General features: G+C 70.0%; 19 protein-coding genes. 14 read left to right on the plus strand and 5 right to left on the minus strand.

Annotated elements, in window-relative coordinates:
* Positions 1-103: 103 nt before the first annotated feature.
* The 3 genes from NYO99_RS05415 to NYO99_RS05425 are packed head-to-tail and all read left to right on the plus strand — an operon-like array spanning position 104 to position 5,087.
* Entirely contained in the window at positions 104-2,440 is a 2,337-nt protein-coding gene (locus NYO99_RS05415; protein ID WP_268166064.1) for a hybrid sensor histidine kinase/response regulator, read from the plus strand.
* Positions 2,437-3,984, plus strand: coding sequence for a hybrid sensor histidine kinase/response regulator (locus NYO99_RS05420; protein WP_268166065.1), 1,548 nt, complete (start codon positions 2,437-2,439; stop codon positions 3,982-3,984). Before NYO99_RS05415 ends, NYO99_RS05420 begins: the two co-directional genes overlap by 4 nt.
* Complete coding sequence (locus tag NYO99_RS05425) at positions 3,981-5,087, plus strand: response regulator (RefSeq protein WP_268166066.1); 1,107 nt, start codon at positions 3,981-3,983, stop codon at positions 5,085-5,087. The genes NYO99_RS05420 and NYO99_RS05425 overlap by 4 nt, the downstream gene beginning before the upstream one ends.
* 4 nt (positions 5,088-5,091) lie before the next feature.
* On the opposite strand, the gene NYO99_RS05430 is transcribed toward NYO99_RS05425, so the two are convergent.
* A complete protein-coding gene (locus NYO99_RS05430; RefSeq protein WP_268166067.1) occupies positions 5,092-6,021 on the minus strand; it encodes an alpha/beta hydrolase in 930 nt (309 codons plus the stop codon).
* Between the two features lie 75 nt (positions 6,022-6,096).
* On the opposite strand from NYO99_RS05430, the gene NYO99_RS05435 reads away from it, so the two are divergent.
* The 8 genes from NYO99_RS05435 (at position 6,097) to NYO99_RS05470 (ending at position 12,369) form a co-directional block, all read left to right on the plus strand.
* On the plus strand, positions 6,097-6,861 hold the full coding sequence (locus NYO99_RS05435) for a sulfurtransferase (protein ID WP_268166068.1): 765 nt from the start codon (positions 6,097-6,099) through the stop codon (positions 6,859-6,861).
* Between the two features lies 1 nt (position 6,862).
* Positions 6,863-7,825 carry an alpha/beta fold hydrolase gene (locus NYO99_RS05440; protein ID WP_268166069.1) on the plus strand — a complete coding sequence of 321 codons (963 nt, stop codon included), beginning with the start codon at positions 6,863-6,865 and terminating at the stop codon, positions 7,823-7,825.
* 26 nt (positions 7,826-7,851) lie between these two features.
* Complete coding sequence (locus NYO99_RS05445) at positions 7,852-8,637, plus strand: ABC transporter substrate-binding protein (protein WP_268166070.1); 786 nt, start codon at positions 7,852-7,854, stop codon at positions 8,635-8,637.
* Positions 8,637-9,326 carry an ABC transporter permease gene (locus tag NYO99_RS05450; protein WP_268166071.1) on the plus strand — a complete coding sequence of 230 codons (690 nt, stop codon included), beginning with the start codon at positions 8,637-8,639 and terminating at the stop codon, positions 9,324-9,326. The genes NYO99_RS05445 and NYO99_RS05450 overlap by 1 nt, the downstream gene beginning before the upstream one ends.
* Positions 9,323-10,009 carry an ABC transporter permease gene (locus NYO99_RS05455; RefSeq protein WP_268166072.1) on the plus strand — a complete coding sequence of 229 codons (687 nt, stop codon included), beginning with the start codon at positions 9,323-9,325 and terminating at the stop codon, positions 10,007-10,009. The genes NYO99_RS05450 and NYO99_RS05455 overlap by 4 nt, the downstream gene beginning before the upstream one ends.
* 104 nt (positions 10,010-10,113) lie before the next feature.
* The gene (locus NYO99_RS05460) at positions 10,114-11,229 is read left to right on the plus strand and encodes a succinylglutamate desuccinylase/aspartoacylase family protein (protein WP_268166073.1); all 1,116 of its coding nucleotides are present in this window, start codon (positions 10,114-10,116) and stop codon (positions 11,227-11,229) included.
* 1 nt (position 11,230) lies between these two features.
* The gene (locus tag NYO99_RS05465; protein WP_268166074.1) at positions 11,231-11,998 is read left to right on the plus strand and encodes an ABC transporter ATP-binding protein; all 768 of its coding nucleotides are present in this window, start codon (positions 11,231-11,233) and stop codon (positions 11,996-11,998) included.
* A gap of 2 nt (positions 11,999-12,000) precedes the next feature.
* The gene (locus NYO99_RS05470) at positions 12,001-12,369 is read left to right on the plus strand and encodes a YbaN family protein (RefSeq protein ID WP_268166075.1); all 369 of its coding nucleotides are present in this window, start codon (positions 12,001-12,003) and stop codon (positions 12,367-12,369) included.
* A gap of 4 nt (positions 12,370-12,373) precedes the next feature.
* Here NYO99_RS05470 and NYO99_RS05475 read toward each other — a convergent pair whose 3' ends face one another.
* A complete protein-coding gene (locus NYO99_RS05475) occupies positions 12,374-14,419 on the minus strand; it encodes a M3 family metallopeptidase (RefSeq protein ID WP_268166076.1) in 2,046 nt (681 codons plus the stop codon).
* An 85-nt stretch (positions 14,420-14,504) separates the two neighbouring features.
* Positions 14,505-15,170: a hypothetical protein gene (locus NYO99_RS05480; RefSeq protein ID WP_268166077.1), complete on the minus strand. Its 666-nt coding sequence runs from the start codon at positions 15,168-15,170 to the stop codon at positions 14,505-14,507.
* A gap of 130 nt (positions 15,171-15,300) precedes the next feature.
* Here NYO99_RS05480 and NYO99_RS05485 point away from each other — a divergent pair, with 130 nt between their 5' ends.
* Positions 15,301-15,861: a YaeQ family protein gene (locus tag NYO99_RS05485; RefSeq protein ID WP_268166078.1), complete on the plus strand. Its 561-nt coding sequence runs from the start codon at positions 15,301-15,303 to the stop codon at positions 15,859-15,861.
* 25 nt (positions 15,862-15,886) lie between these two features.
* Positions 15,887-17,206 carry an argininosuccinate synthase gene (argG, locus tag NYO99_RS05490; RefSeq protein WP_268166079.1) on the plus strand — a complete coding sequence of 440 codons (1,320 nt, stop codon included), beginning with the start codon at positions 15,887-15,889 and terminating at the stop codon, positions 17,204-17,206.
* A gap of 55 nt (positions 17,207-17,261) precedes the next feature.
* Here argG and NYO99_RS05495 read toward each other — a convergent pair whose 3' ends face one another.
* Positions 17,262-18,089 (minus strand): DNA ligase, encoded by an 828-nt coding sequence (locus tag NYO99_RS05495; RefSeq protein WP_268166080.1) that lies wholly within the window; start codon positions 18,087-18,089, stop codon positions 17,262-17,264.
* A gap of 73 nt (positions 18,090-18,162) precedes the next feature.
* Positions 18,163-19,248, minus strand: coding sequence for a UDP-N-acetylmuramate dehydrogenase (murB, locus tag NYO99_RS05500; protein WP_422395473.1), 1,086 nt, complete (start codon positions 19,246-19,248; stop codon positions 18,163-18,165).
* A 38-nt stretch (positions 19,249-19,286) separates the two neighbouring features.
* Between murB and NYO99_RS05505 the strand changes: the two genes are divergently transcribed.
* The gene (locus NYO99_RS05505; RefSeq protein WP_268166081.1) at positions 19,287-19,775 is read left to right on the plus strand and encodes a YajQ family cyclic di-GMP-binding protein; all 489 of its coding nucleotides are present in this window, start codon (positions 19,287-19,289) and stop codon (positions 19,773-19,775) included.
* Positions 19,776-19,780: the final 5 nt, after the last annotated feature.

Below are 19,780 nucleotides of genomic sequence, written 5' to 3' on the forward strand. Positions count from 1 at the left end.
GCGGCGGCACGGGGCTGGGCTTTCCCCAGGGCGGCGGACACCTGCCCGGTGCGCGCCCGGCGGCGACGGCTGCGGATAATCGTCGGACACCCTTGCACCATTCATGCACCTGCGACACCTCACGCTCGGCCTGCTTTTGATGGCCTTCATGGCCCTGCTGGCCTTGCTGACGCTGCTGCTGGGCCTGCGCAGCGACGATCCGGCGGGGCTGGACGCTGCCCTGGCACTCACGGCGTTGCTGCTGCCCCTGCCGGCGCTGGGCGTGGTGGCGCTTCGGCGCGCATGGCCTGCAGCCAAGCCGCCGGCCCCGGCGGCCGCGCCCACGCAGGCGGCCACGTCCACCCAGGCCGCCGCCGAGGTCAAGGCGCGCTTCATCGCGCAGATCAGCCACGAGATCCGCACGCCCATGAACGCCATCATGGGCATGACTCAGCTCACGCTGCAAACGGCTCTCAGCCCGGAACAGCGCAAGCTGCTGACCACGGTCGACGTGGCCTCGCGCACGCTGCTGAGCCTCGTCAACGACGTGCTGGACGTCTCGCGCATCGAGGCCGGGCTGATGGTCATCGAGTCCCAGCCGGTAAGGCTGGAGGATGTGGTGACGCAGGCTGTCGAACTGGTGCGCCCGCTGCACACCGATGCCGGCGTCACGCTGGCCTGCGAGTGGGACGACCCCTCGCTGCTGGGCACGCGCGGCCTGCTGCGTGGCGATGCACTGCGCCTGCAGCAGGTGTTGGTGAACCTGCTGTCCAACGCGCTCAAGTTCACACCGGCCGGGCTGGTGACGCTGCGCTTGGCGGCAGACGCCACGGACGCGCAAGGACGCGTGCCCCTGACCATCAGCGTGCAGGACAGCGGCGTGGGCCTGAGCGCCGAGCAGATTGCCGCGCTGTCGCGGGCCTTCGGTGACGGCGAGGCCGCCGTGCCGCGGCGCCTGGGCGGTGCCGGTCTGGGCTTGGCCATCACGCGACGCCTGGTGGAACTCATGGGCGGCAGCCTGGCCGTCAACAGCGACCCCGGCTGCGGCAGCCGTTTCGACATCCACCTGCCGCTGCCGCTGGACATCACCGCACTCCCCGCACCGCCGCTGCGGCCCTGCCGCCTGCTGCTGGCCGACACCGCGGCCACCAGCCGCACCGCGTCGCGCGCGCTGCTGGGGCACCTCGGCCTGGGCGACGGCCTCGGCGTGGCTGCCGATGTGACGGCGGCACTGACGCTGCTGGCCGAGGCCCGCGAGGCCGGCCGACCGTTTGAGTGGCTGCTGCTGAGCAGCGACCTGCCCGGCCCCGGCCCGAGCGGCGCCGACCTGCTGGCGCGGCTGCGACGCGACCACCCCGCGCTGCGCATCGCCGTGCTGGCGCGGCCCGGCGCCGACGAAACCGCCGCCCAGGCGCGTGCCTTCGGCGCCCGCGCGGTGTGCCCACAGCCCCTGCTGCCGGGCGAGTTGCGGCGGCTGCTGGCCGGCACCGACAAGCCCGTGGCCAGTGCGCCGGACGGGCAGTCGCTGTCGGCGCTGCAGGTTCTGCTGGTGGAGGATCATCCCGTCAACCAGGAGATCGCGCTGCGCCTGCTGGGCAGCCGGGGCGCCCGCGTCGAGCTCGCCGCCAACGGCCAGGAGGCGCTGGACAAGCTCATCGAGGCCGGCCCCGACGCCTTCGACCTCGTGCTGATGGACCTGCAGATGCCCGTGCTGGACGGTCTGGCCGCAACGCGCCGCCTGCGTGAGCTGCCCGGCTTCGAGACCCTGCCCGTGCTGGCCATGACGGCCCATGCCTTGCCCGACGAGCGCGCCCGCTGCCTGGCCGCCGGCATGCAAGGCCACATCGCCAAGCCGCTGGACGTGACGCGGCTGGTGCGCGAGCTGCAGCGCTACCGGCGCAGCGCCGCGCCCGCCGTGCTGGACAGCGCGGCCGGGCTGCGCCACTTCGACGGGCAGGTCGCGCTGTACCGGCGCACGCTGCAAGGCTTTGTCCAGCAATACGCCCCCGGCCTGGCCGGCTGGACGGCCTGGCTGCAGGCGGGGGACTGGCCCGAACTGCGCCGCGCTGCACACACGCTGCAAGGCCTGGCAGCCACGCTGGGCGCGCGGCCGCTGCATCGCGCGGCGCTGGCGCTGGAACGCAGCGCCGCGGCGGGCGACGCCGCGCTGGCGGGCCAGCAGTTGTCGGACGTCGAGGCCGCGCTGCGCACGCTGCTGCAGCAGGCGCAGGCCGACCTGGCCCGGCCGGCCACCGCCGGCACGGGCGCGCCGACATCACCCGGCGACCTGACCGAGCTGGAGCAGCTGCTCACGCAAAGCGACGCACGTGCGCTGGATTGGTGGGCTGCCCACCGTGAGGCCAGCGGCCTGCCCTCGGCGGCTGCGAACGACCTGGCCCGCGCGCTGGAGGTGCTGGACTTCGACGCCGCACTGCTGGCCGTGCGCGGAGCTGCGCGATGAGTGGCGCCATGCTCACGCCGCTGCTGGCAGGGCTGGCCGCGCTCGTGGCCGCCCTGGTGCTGCTTGCCGGCGTGCTGGCATGGCGGCTGCGCCGTGTGCAGCAAAGCTTGGCCGACACCCGCGCGCAATGCGAAGCCGGCCGTGCCGAATTGCTGCGCTCTCAGGCTGACGCCGACGCGGCGGCGCGCGCCAAATCGGACTTCCTGGCCAACATCGGCCACGAGATTCGCACGCCCATGAATACCGTGCTGGGCCAGACCCACCTGCTGCTGGCCGGGCGGCTGCAAGCGGCCCAGCGCGCCCAGCTGCAGGAGGTGGCCCAGGCCGGCGAAGCACTGGTCAAGCTCATCGACAGCCTGTTGGACTATGTCGACCTCGACGCCGGCCGCATGCCGCTGGCTGCCGAGCCGCTGCGGCTGGAGCAGTTGCTGGCCGATGCCTTCGACGCCGTGCGCCCTGCCGCGCAGGCCAAGCACCTCGAACTGCTGTGCGACATCGCCGCGCCCGAGCTGCTCGGCGCGGCGGGCGCGCGCCGGGGGGATGCCGCGCGGCTGACCCAACTGCTCACCGAGCTGTTGGTGAACGCGGTCAAGTTCACGCCGGCCGGCCAGGTGCAACTGACGGCCGGGCTGGGCGCCGATGGCTCATGGCTGCTGCGCGTGCGCGACAGCGGCCTGGGCATGCAACCGGAACAGCTGGCGCGGCTGTTCACGCCCTTTGCGCAGGCCGAGGCCGGCGCCACGCGGCGCTTCGGCGGCGTCGGCCTGGGCCTGGCCATCTGCCGCGCGCTGACGCAGCGCATGGGTGGCACGCTCACGGCCACCAGCACACCGGGCCGCGGCAGCACTTTCGAGCTGCGCCTGCCACTGCCGCCCTGCCCCGAGCTGCCGCTGCCGGCCGCGCCGCAGCTGCGCAGCGTGCTGCTGGTGCAGGCGCCCCACAGCGCCGGCCACGACAGCCTGCTGGGCCTGCTGAAGGCGCTGGCGCCAGACGCCCGCGTGGAGGTGTTGCCGCAGGGGCGGCTGGGCCTGAGCCGGCTGGCCGCAACGCCGGCCAGCCAGCCGCACGACCTGCTGCTGGTGGACTGGGTGCTGCCCGACATGGAGGGCAGCGAGCTGCTGCGCCGCCTGGCCGAAGCCGGGCCACCGCGCGCGCAGCGCATCGTGCTGCTCAGTGCCTTTGACACGCCGGTGCTGCGCGAACGGGCGCTGCGCCAGGGCGCCCACGCGTTGGTGCCCAAGCCCCTGCTGCCCGACATGCTGCGCCGCCTGCTGGCGCTGGACAGCCCGTTGCCCGCCGCACCGGCCGCACCGCTGTTGGCCACCGAAGACGACGGCCCGGCCACCGACACCGCCACGCTGATCAGCGAGCTTGACACCCTGCTGGGCGATGCCGATGCACAGGCCGTCGCACTGTGGGAGCAGCACAGCTCCGCCTTCATGGACACGCTGCCCGGCCCGCAGGCCAAGGCACTGGCAGGCGCCATGCAGCGGTTCGACTTCGACGAAGCCCAGGCCGCCTTGCGTGGCAAAACCACACCATGACCCAGCAGGACGCTCCCACCCCGCCCGCGCAGCCCACCGTGCTGGTCGTGGACGACACGCCGGCCAACCTGACGCTGCTGGCCCAGGTGCTCAAGCCAGACTACCGCGTGCTGCTGGCCGTCAACGGCGCCAAGGCGCTGGAGATCTGCCGCCGTCAGGCGCCTGACCTCATCGTGCTGGACATCATGATGCCCGGCATGGATGGCTACGAGGTCTGCCGCCAGCTCAAGGCCGACCCGGCCACACGTCGCGTGCCCGTCATCTTCCTGACCGCGCTGACGCGCCCGGAGGATGAGACCGCCGGCTTCGACGCCGGTGGCGCCGACTTCATCCACAAGCCCTTCAACCCGGCGACCGCGCTGGCGCGGGTGCGCACCCATGTGCAGCTCAAGCTCGCCGAAGACCACCTGCTGCGCCACAACCACCAGCTCAGCGGCGAACTGGACGCACGCCGCCGCGAGGTGGAGCGGTTGCGCGACACGACGCTGTTCGTCATGGTGGGGCTGGCCGAATTCCGTGACGCCGACACCGGCAACCACATCCAGCGCACGCAGGAGTACGTGCGCACGCTGGCGCGCTGGATCGCCGACCAGCCAGGCGCGCCCGCCGAGCTGACCGACGAGGCCATCGACGAGCTCGCCAAGGCCGCGCCGCTGCACGATATCGGCAAGGTCGCCATCCCCGACGGCATCCTGCTCAAGCCCGGCAAGCTGTCGGCCGACGAATGGCGCGTCATGAAGACGCATGCCGAGCAAGGCGCGGACCTGCTGCAGCGCGCCATCGACCGCCTGGGCGACGACGCCGGCCTGATGCTGACCTTCGGCAAGCAGATCGCCCGCCACCACCACGAGAAATGGGACGGCAGCGGCTACCCCGATGGCCTCGCGGGCGACACCATTCCGCTGGCCGCGCGCCTGATGGCAGTGGCCGACGTGTACGACGCGCTGATCAGCGTGCGGCCGTACAAGCGCCCCATGAGCCACGACGAGGCGCTCACCTTCATCCGCGACGGCAGCGGCAGCCACTTCGACCCGCGCGTGGTGCAGGCGCTGGACGCCTGCGAGGACGCGGTCAAGGCCATCGCCGCGCGCTGGGCCGACTGAGCGGCTAGCGCCGGCCCAACAGAAACAGCAGCGGCACCTCCAGCCGCTCGGCCCATGCGGTCTCGTTGTGGCCGGTGCCGGTGAACACGCGCGTCTCGAAGTTCGCGCCGTCCACGTAGCCCGCCTCGCGCGCCAGGTCGTTGACGATGAGCTGGTATGGCGCATACAGCGCATCCAGCTCGGTGGTGCCGTGATCCTGGTAGAGCCTGTGCGTGGCCGGATCAGCCAAACGCTCGCGCAGGTAATTGAAGCCCGCCAGCGGGATGGCCGCATTCGCCTTGAAGGTACCGACCCAATGCGTGGACAGCCCGGCAGCGCCGCCGAACACGGCCGGGTACTCGCTCATCGCGTACACCGAGATCAGCCCGCCCATGCTGGCGCCCATCAGCAGCGTGTGGGCGGCGTCGCGCCGCGTCGCGTAGCGTGCGTCGATGGCCGGCTTGAGCTCCTCCACGAGGAAGCGCAGGTAGGCATCGCTGCGCGGCTGGCCTTGCAGCGCCTCCTTAACGAAGCGCTGCCGCAACGGCGCCGGCATGTGGCCGAGAAAGCGCTCGGGGAAGTACTCGCTGTGCCGGTACTTGCCGTTGTTCCACACGCCCACCACCAGCGTGGGCGGGATGCGGCCGGCGTCGATGAGGCGCTGCACGGCGTCCTGCACGCGCCAGGCCTGGCGATTCCACGTGGTGCCGGCGTCGAACAGCATCTGCCCGTCGTGCATGTAGAGCACGGCATGCGGCACGCCGGGGCGGTAGTCGCGCGGCAGCCACACATCGACGTGCCGGGCGTCCACATGGCGCGACGGGAACGACGCCAGCCGCTCCAGGCGGCCGACGGCAACGCTGGGCAGCGGCGCTGCGTCAGGGGCGGCGCTCGTCGACGCGGCGTTGCCGGCGAGCAAACAGGTGGTCAGCAACAAGGTCAACAGGCGTCGCACGGCAGTCTCCAGGCGCAAGCGGTCAGGGCGTCAGGCCCTCGGGGCGTCGGCGGCGGGCCGATAATCCGCCGCCTCATGCAAGCTGGCGCCATTCTCAACATTTCCTGCTACCTCTTCGTCTCGCTGGCCGACACCGCCGCGCTGCGCGATCGCCTGCACGCGCACGCCGAGCAGCTGGGCCTCAAGGGCACGGTGCTGATCGCCGAGGAAGGCATCAACCTCTTCCTCGCCGGCCCGCCCGAGGCCGTCAACGCCTGGGTGGACGCGCTGCGCGCCGACGCCCGCTTTGCCGCGCTGACCCCCAAGGAGAGCTGGAGCGAGACCCAGCCCTTCCAGCGCCTGAAGGTCAAGGTCAAGCCGGAGATCATCCGCATGAACCGCCCCACGGTGCGCCCCGACCAGGCGCCGCGCGCGCCCGCGCTGCCGCCGGCCACGCTGGCCCGCTGGCTGGGCCAGGGCCATGACGACGACGGCCGCGAGGTCGTCATGCTGGACACGCGCAATGGCTTCGAGGTGGATGTCGGCGCCTTCGACGGCGCCATCGACTGGCGGCTGCACAAGTTCAGCGATTTCCCCGACGCGCTGGCCGCCCACCGGGACGAACTGGCGGGCAAGACCGTCGTGAGCTATTGCACCGGCGGCATCCGCTGCGAGAAGGCCGCCATGGTGCTGGAGGCCGAGGGCCTGACGGCCTGGCAGCTGGACGGCGGCATCCTGAAGTATTTCGAGGAGACCGGCGGCCCGCACTATCACGGCGGCTGTTTCGTGTTCGACGAGCGCGAGTCGCTGGCGCCGAACCTCCAGCCCGTCGCGCCGGCCGCGGGCGGCAACGCCGGCTGAGATGGGCCGGTTCGGCGACATCGCGCTGCGTGCGGCTGGCATCCTGCTGATGCTGGCGGCCATGCTGTTGGCTGCAAGCAAGGCGCCGGACCGCTCGCTGGAGAGCCTGGTGCCGCGCTGGGCGCCGCCGCCGTCGGACTTCGTCGATGTGGACGGCCTGCTGGTGCATGTGCGCGACCAGGGCCCCAGCAGCGACCCGCTGCCGCTGGTGCTCATCCACGGCACCGGCGCCAGCCTGCACACCTGGGAGGGCTGGGCCACCGAACTGGCGCGCACGCGGCGCGTCATCAGCTTCGACCTGCCGGGCTTCGGGCTGACCGGGCCTTACCCCAATCAGGCCGACGGCGACTACCGCGATGCGCGTTATGTGGCCTTCACCCGCCAGCTGCTGGCGCGGCTGGGCGTGGGACGGGCCATCGTTGCCGGCAATTCGCTGGGCGGCGCCATCGCCTGGCAGCTGGCGCTGGCCGACCCCGGGCGCGTGGCCGGCCTGGTACTGATCGACGCCGCCGGCCATGAGGTCGTGCCCGAGTCCGTGCCGCTGGGCTTTCGCCTCGCGCAAGTGCCCGTGCTTCGCGAGGGCATGCGCTGGGTGCTGCCGCGCCGCGCCGTCGAGAGCAGCGTAGTGAACGTCTATGGCAACCCGGCGCGCGTGCGCGGCGAGACGGTGGACCGCTACTACGAGCTGACGCTGCGCGAAGGCAACCGCACCGCGCTGATGCAGCGCATGGACCAGCTCGCCCCCGGCCCCGTTGCCCGGCTGGCCGAGATCCGCGTGCCCACGCTCATCCTGTGGGGCGAGCGTGACCGCCTGATCCCGCCGCGCTGGGGCCAGGCCTTCCAGCAGGCCATTCCCGGCAGCCGGCTCGTCAACTTCCCCGACCTGGGCCATGTGCCGCAGGAAGAAAACCCGGCTGCTACGCTTGCGGCCTTGCGCGACTGGCTACCCAGCGTCGCCCACTGAACACCGTCCTGCCCAAAAGGTCCGACATGAAAAAGCCCACCTTGATCGCCCTCACGCTGCTGGCCGCCAGCAGCCTCGCTGCCGCCCAGGCGCCGGAATGGAAGAAGTTGCGCATCGGCGTCGAAGGCGCCTACCCGCCGTTCTCCGAGATCGGCGCCGACGGCAAGCTCAAGGGATTCGAGATCGAGCTGGTGCAGGCCTACTGCGCGGAGATGAAGGCCCAGTGCACGCTGGTGCAGCAGGAGTTCGACGGCCTGATCCCGGCGCTGCAGTCGCGCAAGGTGGACGCCATCTTCGCCAGCGTCTCCATCACGGCGGAGCGCCAGAAGGTCATCGCCTTCTCCAAGCCCTACTACAACACGCCGGCCCGCCTGGTGGCCAAGGCGGGCGCCAAGCTGGAGCCCACGGCCGCCGGCCTGAAGGGCAAGAAGATCGGCGTGCAGCGCGGCACGACGCACGAGACCTACGCAGCAGCCACCTTCAAGCAGAGCGAGATCGTGCGCTACGCGACGCAGGACCAGGTGTTCCTGGACCTCAAGAGCGGCCGCATCGACGCCACGCTGATGGACTCCCCCGCAGCCGACTTCGGCTTTCTGAAGAAGCCCGAGGGCAAGGGCTTCGCCTTCGTTGGCGGCCCCATCACGGACGACCAGATCTTCGGCCAGGGCACGGGCGTGGGCATGCGCCGCGCCGACGAAGCCACGCTGGGCAAGAAGTTCAACGCCGCCATCGATGCGCTGCAGGCCAACGGCACGTTCAAGAAGCTGGCCGACAAGTACTTCGACTACGACATCGCCCCCGCCCGCAAGTGATGCTGCACGGCTTCCTGCCCAGCCTGCTGGAGGGTGCGACGGTCACGCTGTCGGTGGCGCTGGCCTCGCTGGCCGTGGCCGTGTTGCTGGGCCTGGCCGGCGCGCTGGCCAAGCTGTCGCGCTCGCGGATGGCCCGCGGCGTGGCCGGCGTCTACACCACGCTGATCCGCGGCGTTCCCGACCTGGTGCTGATGCTGCTGGTGTTCTACGGCGGCCAGTTGGGCATCAACACGCTGGCGCCGATGCTGGGCCATGAGGACTACATCGACATCGACCCCTTCGTGGCCGGCGTGCTGACCATCGGCTTCATCTTCGGCGCCTACCTGACCGAGGCCTTCCGCGGCGCCTTCCTGGCCGTGCCGCCGGGCCAGCGCGAGGCCGGCCTGGCCTATGGCATGAGCCCGCACCAGGTGCTCGTGCGCATCACGCTGCCGCAGATGCTGCGCCATGCGCTGCCGGCGCTGTCCAACAACTGGCTGGTGCTCATCAAGAGCACGGCCATCGTGTCCATCATCGGCCTGTCGGACCTGATGACGCGCGGCCAGCAGGCCGCCGGCACCACACGCGAGCCGTTCAGCTTCTACCTCGCCGTGGCGGTCATCTACCTGGCCTTCACCAGCGTGTCGGAGCTGGCCTTTGCCTGGGCCAACAAGCGCCTGGCCATCGGCGTGCGAAAGGGTGAGCTGTGAACTTCGACGCCATCGTCGAGAACCTGCCGATGTATGTCGACGGCCTCGGCATCACGCTGAAGCTGCTGCTGCTGTCGCTGGCCTGCGGCCTGCTGATCGCCGTGCCGCTGGCGCTGGTGCGCACGGTGTCCAAGGGTCTGGCGTCGCGCCTCGTCTGGGCCTACACCTATGTGTTCCGCGGCACACCCATGCTGGTGCAGCTCTTCCTGTGCTACTACGGCCTGGCGCAGTTCGACACCGTGCGCGACAGCGCCCTGTGGCCCTGGCTTTCCTCGGCCACCTTCTGCGCCTGGCTGACCTTCACGCTGAACACGGCCGCTTACACCACTGAGATCATCGCCGGCAGCATCCGTGCGCTGCCGGCCGGCGAGGTCGAGGCCGCCAAGGCGCTGGGCATGGGCCGCGGCCTGATGCTGCGCCGCATCGTGCTGCCCGCCGCACTGCGCCGGGCGCTGCCGGCCTACGGCAACGAGGCCATCTTCATGCTCCACGGCACCTCGCTGGCCAGCGTCGTCACGTTGCTGGACCTCACCGGCGCCGCCCGTGCCGTGAACGCCAAGTACTACCTGCCCTTCGAGGCCTTCATCACCGCCGGCGTCTTCTATTTCGCGCTGACGCTCAGCCTGGTTGGGCTGTTCCGCTGGGCCGAGAACCGCTGGCTCAAACCCATGATGAGCCGCTAGCAATGGCCCACCCCCTACCGGCTTCGCCGGCCCCCTCAAGTGGGCGCCGCCAGCAGCCCGGCAAAGCCGGTTCTGCGGCAGCCGCTGGATAAGACACCACGACCATGCAAGTTGTTCACCACCCTCTTGTCTCCCCTGCCCCGGGCACGCAGCGCGAGCTGGTCTCGCTGCACTACGGCCAGCCTGGTGGCCAGAAGGCCTACATCCAGGCCTCACTGCACGGCGACGAGCTGCCCGGCATGCTGGTGGCCCACCACCTGCGCCAGCAGCTCGATGCGCTGGAAGCCGCCGGCCAGATCACCGGCGAAGTCGTCCTGGTGCCGATGGCCAACCCCATCGGCCTGTCCCAGTTCCTGCTGCATGCACACCTGGGCCGCTTCGAGCTGATGTCGGGCGAGAACTTCAACCGCCACTACCCCGACCAGATCGCGGCCGTGGCCGCCGCCGTCGAGCCGCAGCTGGGCGCCGACCCCGCCGCCAACGTCGCGCTGCTGCGCCGTGCGCTGAAGGCAGCCGTGCTGGCCTCGCCGGTGGACACCGAGCTGCAGTCGCAGCGCCGCGCGCTGATGGGTTTGTCCTGCGACGCCGACATCGTGCTGGACCTGCACTGCGACGCGCAGGCCGTCATGCACCTCTACACCGAGACGCCCTGCTGGCCCGACTGCGAGCCGCTCGCGCGCTTCCTGGGCTCGCGCCTCACGCTGCTGGCGCAGGACTCGGGCGACAGCCCCTTCGACGAGGCCTGCTCGCAGGTCTGGTGGAAGTGGAAGGCGCATTTCGGCGACCGCTTCCCCATCCCGCAGGCCTGCCTGTCGGTCACCGTGGAACTGCGCGGCGCCTGCGATGTGACGCATGAGCTGGCCGCCGCCGACGCGATGAACATCATCGACTTCCTGCGCTGGCGCGGCCTGATCGCCGGTGACAAACCCGCGCTGCCCGCGCCGCAAGGCGACGCCCGCCCGCTGGCCGGCAGCATGCCCATCAAATCGCCCGTCGCGGGCGTGCTGACCTTCCTGCAGCCGGTCGGCGCGGAGGTGAAGGCCGGTGACGTGCTGGCCCATGTCATCGACCCCATCACGGCCCAGGTGACCGAGCTCACCAGCCCCGTCGACGGCCTGTTCTTCGCGCGCGATTTCCTGCGCTTCGCCAACGCCGGCATGCGCGTCGCCAAGGTGGCCGGCAAAGAGGCGCTGCGCACCGGCAAGCTGCTGGGGGCCTGACATGAGCATGCAACTGCAGGCCACCAACATCCACAAGCGCTTCGGCGAGCGCGAGGTGCTGAAGGGCATCTCGCTGAGCGCCGCCCGCGGCGACGTCGTCACGCTGATCGGCTCGTCAGGCTCGGGCAAGAGCACCTTCCTGCGCTGCCTGAACCTGCTGGAGCAGCCACACGAGGGCGAACTGGCGCTGGGCGGCGAGGCGCTTAGGCTGGTGCGCGACCGCGACGGCAGCCTGAAAGCGGCCGACGCACCTCAGCTGCAGCGCTGGCGCGCGCGCCTGGCGATGGTGTTCCAGAACTTCAATCTCTGGGCCCACATGACCGTGCTGGAGAACGTCATCGAGGCGCCCGTGCATGTGCTGGGCAAGCCCAAGGCCGAGGCCATCGAACGCGCGCAGGCGCTGTTGTCGCGCGTCGGCGTGGCGCACCGCGCCAACGTCTACCCGGCGCAGCTGTCGGGCGGCGAACAGCAGCGCGTGGCCATCGCCCGCGCACTGGCCGTGGACCCGGAGGTCATGCTGTTCGACGAACCCACGTCGGCGCTGGACCCGGAGCTGGTCGGTGAGGTGCTGAAGGTGATGCGCGACCTCGCCGCCGAGGGCCGCACGATGATCATCGTGACGCACGAGATGGGCTTTGCGCGCGAGGTGTCCAACCACTGCCTGTTCCTGCATCAGGGCAAGGTCGAGGAAGCCGGCAACCCCAAGGAGATGCTGCTGCGCCCGCAGTCGGAGCGACTGCAGCAGTTCCTCAGCGGCGGGCTGAAGTAGGCATGCATCGCGGCCTGGCGCGGCTGCTGTGGCGGGCGCTGGCGCTGCTGAGCGTGCTGCTGGGGCTGATCGGCATCGTGCTGCCGGGGCTGCCCACCGTGCCCTTCCTGCTGCTGGCGGCCTGGGCCGGCGGCAAGGGCTGGCCGGCGCTGGAAACCTGGCTGCTGAACCATCCGCGCCATGGCCCGGCCATCCGCCGCTGGCGCGAGCGTGGCACGGTGCCGCGCCGGGCCAAGTGGGCCGCCACCGGCATGATGACGCTCAGCGCCTCGCTGCTGGCGCTGTCGGCAGCGCCACTGGCCGTCAAGCTGGGCACGCCCGCCGTGATGGCGGCCGTGGCGATCTGGCTGTGGCGCCGGCCGGAAGCCTGACGACTCAGACCTGCAGCAGGCCGCGATCCTTCAGCATGGGCTCGACGACCGGGTCGCGCCCGCGGAAGGCCCGGAAGGCCGCGCCCGGCTCGACGCTGTTGCCGGCAGACAGGATGCACTCGCGCAGCCGCGCCGCCACGGCGGGGTCGAACACGTCGCCCGCCTCGACAAAGGCGTCGAAGGCGTCGCAGTCCAGCACCTCGGCCCACAGGTAGACGTAGTAGCCGGCCGCATAGCCAGCGCTGCTGAACAGGTGCTGGAAGTGCGTGAGCCGGTGGTTCATGCCCACCTCGGCCGGCAGGCCCCAGCGGGCCAGCGTGTCGCGCTCGAAGGCGACGACATCGGCCGGCGCCTCCGGCAACGCGTGGGCAGCCATGTCGACGATGGCACTGGCCGTGTAGCGCAGCGTCTCGTAGCCCTGGCCGAACTGGCGCGCGGCCTGCAGCTTGGCCAGCAGCGCATCGGGCAGCGGTTCGTCGGTCTGCCAGTGGCGCGCGAAAGCTTTAAGCACCTGCGGCTCGGCCATCCAGTGCTCGTACAGCTGCGACGGCAGCTCGACGAAGTCGCGCAGCACCTGCGTGCCGGCCAGGCGCTCGTACTCGACGTCGCTGAGCAGGCCATGCAGCCCGTGGCCGAACTCGTGGAACAGCGTGCGCACATCGTCGAAGCTCAGCAGCGTGGGCTCGCCGGCCGCGCCGCGCGCGAAGTTGTTGTTGTTCAGGATGATGGGCGTGGCGCCCAGTGCCCGGCTCTGGTTGCGCAGCGCGTTCATCCACGCGCCGCTGCGCTTCGGCGGGCGGGCGAAGTTGTCCTGCAGGAACAGGCCGCGCAGCGTACCGTCAGCGTTCAGCACCTCGTAGGCGCGTACGTCGGCGTGATAGCCGGCGATGTCGGGCCGGGGCTTGAACTGCAGCCCGAACAGGCGGCTCGCGCAGTCGAACATCGCGGCCACCATGCGGTCCAGCGCGAAGTAGGGCTTGACCTCGGCTTCGTCCAGCTCGAAGCGGGCGCGCCTGGCCTGCTCGGCGTAGAAGCGCCAGTCCCACGCCTCCAATGCGTGCGTGGCGCCGGCCGCTGCCATCGCGCCCAGCACGGCCTCTCGCTCCCGCGCCTGCGCGGCCAGCGCCGGCTCCCAGACGCGCTGCAGCAGGCCCATCACGGCGTCCTGGCGCTGCGCCATCGTGTCTTGCAGCGCAAAGTCGGCATAGCAGGCGTGGCCGTGCAGCGCGGCCTGTTCGGCGCGCAGCGCAAGGATCTCGCGGCAGATGGCGCGGTTGTCGGTCGCGCCCGTGTCGTCGCCGCGGCCCACCCAAGCGCGCCAGGCCTGCTCGCGCAGGTCGCGCCGGGTGCTGAAGCTCAGGAAAGGCAGGATGAGCGAACGCGACAGCGTGATCACATGCACGCCCTCGCCCAGCCCGCGGTCCTGCGCCGCCTGGCGCGCGGCGGCCCGCACAAAGTCCGGCAAGCCGGCCAGCTCGGCCTCGCTGCTCAGGCGCAGCTGGTAGCCGCCCTCATCCGCCAGCACGTTCTGCGCGAAACGCGTGTTGAGCTCAGCCAGCTGCGCCATCACCGCGGCATAACGCGCCCGCGCGTCGGGCGCCAGGCAGGCCCCGGCCCGCGTGAAGTCCAGATGCACGCGCTCCAGCAGCCGGCGCTGCTCCGGCGTCAGGCCCAGGCGGTCTCGCTGCTGGAACAGCGCATCCACGCGCCGGAACAGGCCCTGGTGCATGTAGATGGCGCTGTGGTGCTGCGCCAGCGGCGCTGCCATGGCGCGCTGCGCGGCCTGCAGCTCTGGCGAGGTGGCCGAGGCAGCCAGTGTGTAGAACAGCGCCTGCAGGCGCGCCAGCTGGCGGCCACTGGCGTCGAACGCGGCCAGCGTGTTGGCAAAGTCGGGCGGCTGCGGGCAGGCCGCGATCGCATCGATTTCCGCGCGGTGCGCGGCCAGGGCGACGTCAAACGCAGGCTGGAAATGCTCGGGCCGGATGTCGGCGAAGGGCGGCATGCCATGCGGGGCTTGCCAGGTCTGCAGCAAGGGGTTGAGGGGGCTCATGCGGGGATCTCCCGGGGGCAGAAAGCAAAACAGGCCGCTCCCGGGTGGGGCGCGGCCTGCGCGAGACGTCAGCGTGACGCGGGAATCACTTGCCCGCGGCGGCGGCCTTCTCCTTGCGGATGGCCTTCTCGTCGGCTTCGTCGTAGGGCTTGTTCTGGCACTCGGCCTTCCAGTTGTCGAGCGCGTCGAAGTGCTTTTCGGTGCGCTCTTCCAGCGCCTTGAACTGCGCATCCAGGCCGTCGACCTTGGCGGCAAAGTCCTTGCGGCGTGCGCCCTGCTCACTGTCGGCGGCCTTGATCTTCTCGAACATGCCGTTGAAGGCGTTCACGCGCGTCTGGTAGGCCTCGTTGCGGGCCTTGAGCTCGTCCTTGGACAGCTTGGGCGCCTCGGCCGTCAGCGCGGCGTGCATGTCCAGGATGCCCTGCTTCTCGGTCTTGACGCCTTCGATCATCTTGCCCAGGTCGGCCTCGCCGGCTTCGACTGTCAGCTTCTCGGCCTTGAGCTTCTCGGCGTTGGACTTGTAGGACGCCTGCTCGACCTTGATGGCCTCGGCTTCCTTGCTGTTGTCGTCCTGCTGGTTGATGCAGGCGCGCAGTTCGTCGCGCGACATCAGCTTGACCTTCGGCTTTTCGACCACCGGGTTGCTGACCTTGTTGTTCTTCGGGTCGACCTTGGCCTTGGGGTTGTTGGTGATCTGCGCCTGGGCAGAGACAGCCAGGACCAGAGCCAGCGGGAGAAGAATGCGTTTCATGAAGAGGGCGCAACCGGGTTGCGAAGGTTCCAAACGGGAAGCCGGAATGATGCCATGAGGCTTCGCCGCGATAATGCCCGGCTGCCCTTTCGTTACCACCTTGTACACGGCGCCTGCCGCCCCTGCCCGAATGGCGCTCAAAGCCACCATCTACAAAGCCCAGCTGCAGATTGCCGACATGGACCGCCATGTCTACGGCGACCACAACCTCACCCTCGCCTGCCACCCCAGCGAGACCGAGGAGCGGCTGATGATCCGTGTGCTGGCCTTCGCACTGAACGTGCCCGCCGACGACCTGCGCGGCCGCCTGGAGTTCACCAAGGGACTGTCCGATGTGGACGAACCCGACCTGTGGCAGCTGGACCTGACCGGCGATGTGGTGCACTGGATCGACCTCGGCCAGCCCGATGACCGCCGCCTGATGAAGGCCCACGGCCGCAGCGAGCGCGTCAGCGTCTACAGCTTCGCGTCCAGCACTGACGTGTGGTGGCGCAATCTCGAGAACAAGCTCACGCGCACACCCAAACTGGCCGTCTGGCAGATCCCGGCCGAGCAGTCGCAGGCGCTGGCCAGGCTGGCGGCGCGCAGCATGCAGCTGCAGATCAGCATCCAGGACGGCAGCGTCTACGTGTCCACGACCGATGCGTCGGTCGAGATACATCCCGTCGCGCTGAAGACCCCCACCGAATAACAGCCCCCCTCAGAAGACCGACACCATGTCCACCATCCTGCAATCCGTTCCCGTCGGCCAGAAGGTCGGCATCGCCTTCTCCGGCGGCCTCGACACCTCCGCGGCCCTGCACTGGATGAAGCTCAAGGGCGCCCTGCCCTACGCCTACACGGCCAACCTGGGCCAGCCCGACGAGCCCGACTACGACGAGATTCCGCGCAAGGCCATGCTGTACGGCGCCGAGAAAGCCGTGCTGGTGGACTGCCGCGCGCAGCTGGTTCATGAGGGCATCGCCGCGCTGCAGGCCGGCGCCTTCCACATCAGCACCGCCGGCATCACCTACTTCAACACCACGCCCATCGGCCGCGCCGTGACCGGCACGATGCTGGTGGCCGCGATGAAGGCCGACGGCGTCAACATCTGGGGCGACGGCAGCACCTTCAAGGGCAACGACATCGAGCGCTTCTACCGCTACGGCCTGCTGACCAACCCGGCGCTGAAGATCTACAAGCCCTGGCTGGACCAGACCTTCATCGACGAGCTGGGCGGCCGCGCCGAGATGTCCGCCTTCATGACGGAGAAGGGCTTCGCCTACAAGATGAGCGCGGAGAAGGCCTACTCGACCGACTCCAACATGCTGGGCGCCACGCACGAGGCCAAGGACCTGGAGCACCTCAACAGCGGCATCCGCATCGTCAACCCCATCATGGGCGTCGCCTTCTGGCGCGAGGACGTGGCGATCAAGGCCGAAGAGGTGTCGGTGCGCTTCGAGGAAGGCGTGCCCGTCGCGCTGAACGGCGTCGAGTACCGCGATCCCGTCGCGCTGCTGGCTGAGGCCAACAAGATCGGCGGCCGCCACGGCCTGGGCATGAGCGACCAGATCGAGAACCGCATCATCGAGGCCAAGAGCCGCGGCATCTACGAGGCCCCGGGCCTGGCGCTGCTGCACATCGCCTACGAGCGCCTGGTCACCGGCATCCACAACGAAGACACCATCGAGCAGTACCGCGACAACGGCCGCAAGCTGGGCCGCCTGCTGTACCAGGGCCGCTGGTTCGACCCGCAGGCCATCATGCTGCGAGAAGCCGCCCAGCGCTGGATCGCCCGCGCCGTGACCGGCGAGGTGGCCCTCGAGCTGCGCCGCGGCAACGACTACTCGCTGCTGGACACCAAGAGCCCCAACCTGACCTACGCGCCCGAGCGCCTGTCGATGGAAAAGGTGGAGGACGCGCCCTTCAGCCCCGCCGACCGCATCGGCCAGCTGACCATGCGCAACCTCGACATCACCGACACGCGCGGCAAGCTGGGCATCTACACCGGCACGGGCCTGCTGGCGGGTGGCGGGCTGCCGAAGCTGGAAAGTTGAAGCCTTTGCGGGACAGACCGATCGAGCGAAGCGAGTAGCTCTGTCCCCAACGGGTTTAGAACTCGTCCGCCACGCGGATGAAGCTGGCAAACCGCGGTTTGCCCGACGGTGTCAGGTCACGGTAGCGATAGGTCACCGTCGCGCCGATGGGCGGCGGATCACGGCGCTGGGCATCGGTGAAGCCGGTGCCCAGCTTGAAGCGCACGCCTTCGGGCGTCTGCAACTCCAGCGCGCCGAGCTGGCCGGCCAAGCGGCCCTTGCCGGGCTCATGGCCGACGACGACGGCCTCGGCATCCGCCAACGGTTTCAGCTTGAGCAGCAGATCGCTGCGACCAGACGCCAGCGGCGCGTCGGCGCGGTGCAGCATCAGCCCCTCGCCGCCGGCATCGACGACCTGCTTCAACATCCTGCGAAGCTCCGCGTTCGACGCAACGCGCTGCTGCTCGACCGGCACGACGATGTCGCTCGCCAATGTCTTGAGCTTGTCGGCCCGCTGCTCGAACGTGCCCTCGCCCGCCGGCAGCTCGAACACGTGAAATCGAATGAGGCGCCATTCGGCATCCACCGGCCCGGCGCGCCGCACCGCGCCCGACAGTGCATCGAAGCGGCGCCGCCCCATCCACAGCTCACCGTCCAGCGGCGTCTTCGGCAGCGCGGCCAGGAACCAGGCCGGCGCGGCGACGACGCGGCCGCTGCGAAAACGCAGCGTCGTGCCGTCCCACAGCGCGCGCACGCCGTCCAGTTTCTCGCTGACCAGGTAGCGCCTCGGGTCAATGCCGGGCGGCGCGCTCTTCGCCAGCAGCGGCTCCCGTGCGAGCACCGGCAGGGCCCAAGCGCCCAGCCAGGCCACGCACACGCGCCGGCTCAACATCGTGCTGCTCATCGCCCCCCTCCCGCAGGAACTGGAGGCGGCATGATCATCCCGACCTGCCGCGCGCGGGCGGCAGGATTCACCTTCAGACGACGACCGGCTCCGGTTCCAGCCGGATGCCGAAGCGCCCGTAGACGCTCTCCTGAATGGCACGCGCCAGCGTGACGACCTCAGCGCCCCGCGCGTCCGCCTTGTTCACCAGCACCAGCGCCTGCTTCTCGTAGACAGCTGCACCGCCCACGGTCTTTCCCTTCCAGCCGCAGGCGTCGATCATCCAGCCGGCGGCCAGCTTCACGCTGCCATCAGGCATCGGGTAGTGCACGATGCCGGGGTCGCGGCCGATGATGTCCTTGCATTGCTCGGCAGTGACGACCGGGTTCTTGAAGAAGCTGCCGGCGTTGCCGATGACGGCCGGGTCGGGCAGCTTGGCGCGGCGCACGGCGACGATCCAGTCGTAGATCTGCCGCGGCGTGGGCGCGCTGATGCCCGTCTCGGCCATCTTGCGCTCGATCTCCAGGTAGCCCAGCACCGGCTGCCACGGCTTGGGCAGCCGGAAGCGCACGTGCGTGATGACGCTCTTGCCCGCCAGGCCGCCGAAGTCGCTGTGCTTGAACACGCTGTCGCGGTAGCCGAAGCGGCAGACATCCGCCGGCAGCAGCGCCGGCCGGCCGGTGATGAGGTCCATCACCTCCACCGCCTCCAGCCGATCCTTCACCTCGATGCCGTAGGCGCCGACGTTCTGCACCGGCGCGGCGCCGCAGGTGCCGGGGATCAGCGCCATGTTCTCCAGGCCGGGATAGCCGTGATCCAGCGTCCAGGTGACGAGGTCGTGCCAGACGACGCCCGCGCCGGCCTCGACGATCCAGGCGTCGTCGCGCTCCTCCAGCAGGCGGATGCCCGGGATCTCCACCTTCAGCACGACGGCGTCCACGTCCTTGGTCAGCACCAGGTTGCTGCCGCCGCCCAGCACGAACTTGGGCGCGCGGCCCAGCTCGGGGTGGTCCACGACGCGACGCACATCGGCAGCCTCGCGGATGCGCACGAGGCGCTTGGCCACAGCCGGCAGCCCGAAGGTGTTGTAGGGCTTGAGATTGACGTCGGTTTCGACCGGAAGCGCTGGCAGCACGGCGTGCGGCACTGCGTTCGAGGGGGTCAGTGGGGGCGTGGACATGGGAAAATTTTCGCTGATTCCATTCACTGCTCCTGCAAATGCCCAGCTTCGACACCGTTCTCGAACCCGACCACGTCAAGATCCGCAATGGCGTGGACAACGCCATCAAGGAAATCGGCACCCGTTTCGACTTCAAGGGCACGGGCGCCAAGGTCGAGCTCAAGGACAAGGAAATCCATTCGACGGGCGACAGCGAGTTCCAGCTGGAGCAGATCGAGGCGGTGCTCTACGCCAAGCTGACCAAGCAGGACGTCGTCATCAGCTTCCTGGACAAGCAGGACAAGATCGAGAAGCTCGGCGGCGACAAGGTGCGCCAGGTCTACAAGATCAAGGAAGGCATCGAGGCCACGCTGGCCAAGAAGATCGTCGCCTCGCTGAAGGAGAGCAAGCTCAAGGTGCAGGCCAGCATCCAGGGCGACGCCGTGCGCGTGACCGGCAAGGCCCGCGACGACCTGCAGGTGGCCATCGCCCACCTGAAGAAGAGCTTCAGCGACACGCCGCTGACCTACAACAACTTCCGCGACTGAGCCCG

It is taken from the genome of Roseateles hydrophilus, from assembly GCF_026712245.1.
Taxonomy (GTDB): domain Bacteria; phylum Pseudomonadota; class Gammaproteobacteria; order Burkholderiales; family Burkholderiaceae_C; genus Pelomonas; species Pelomonas hydrophilus.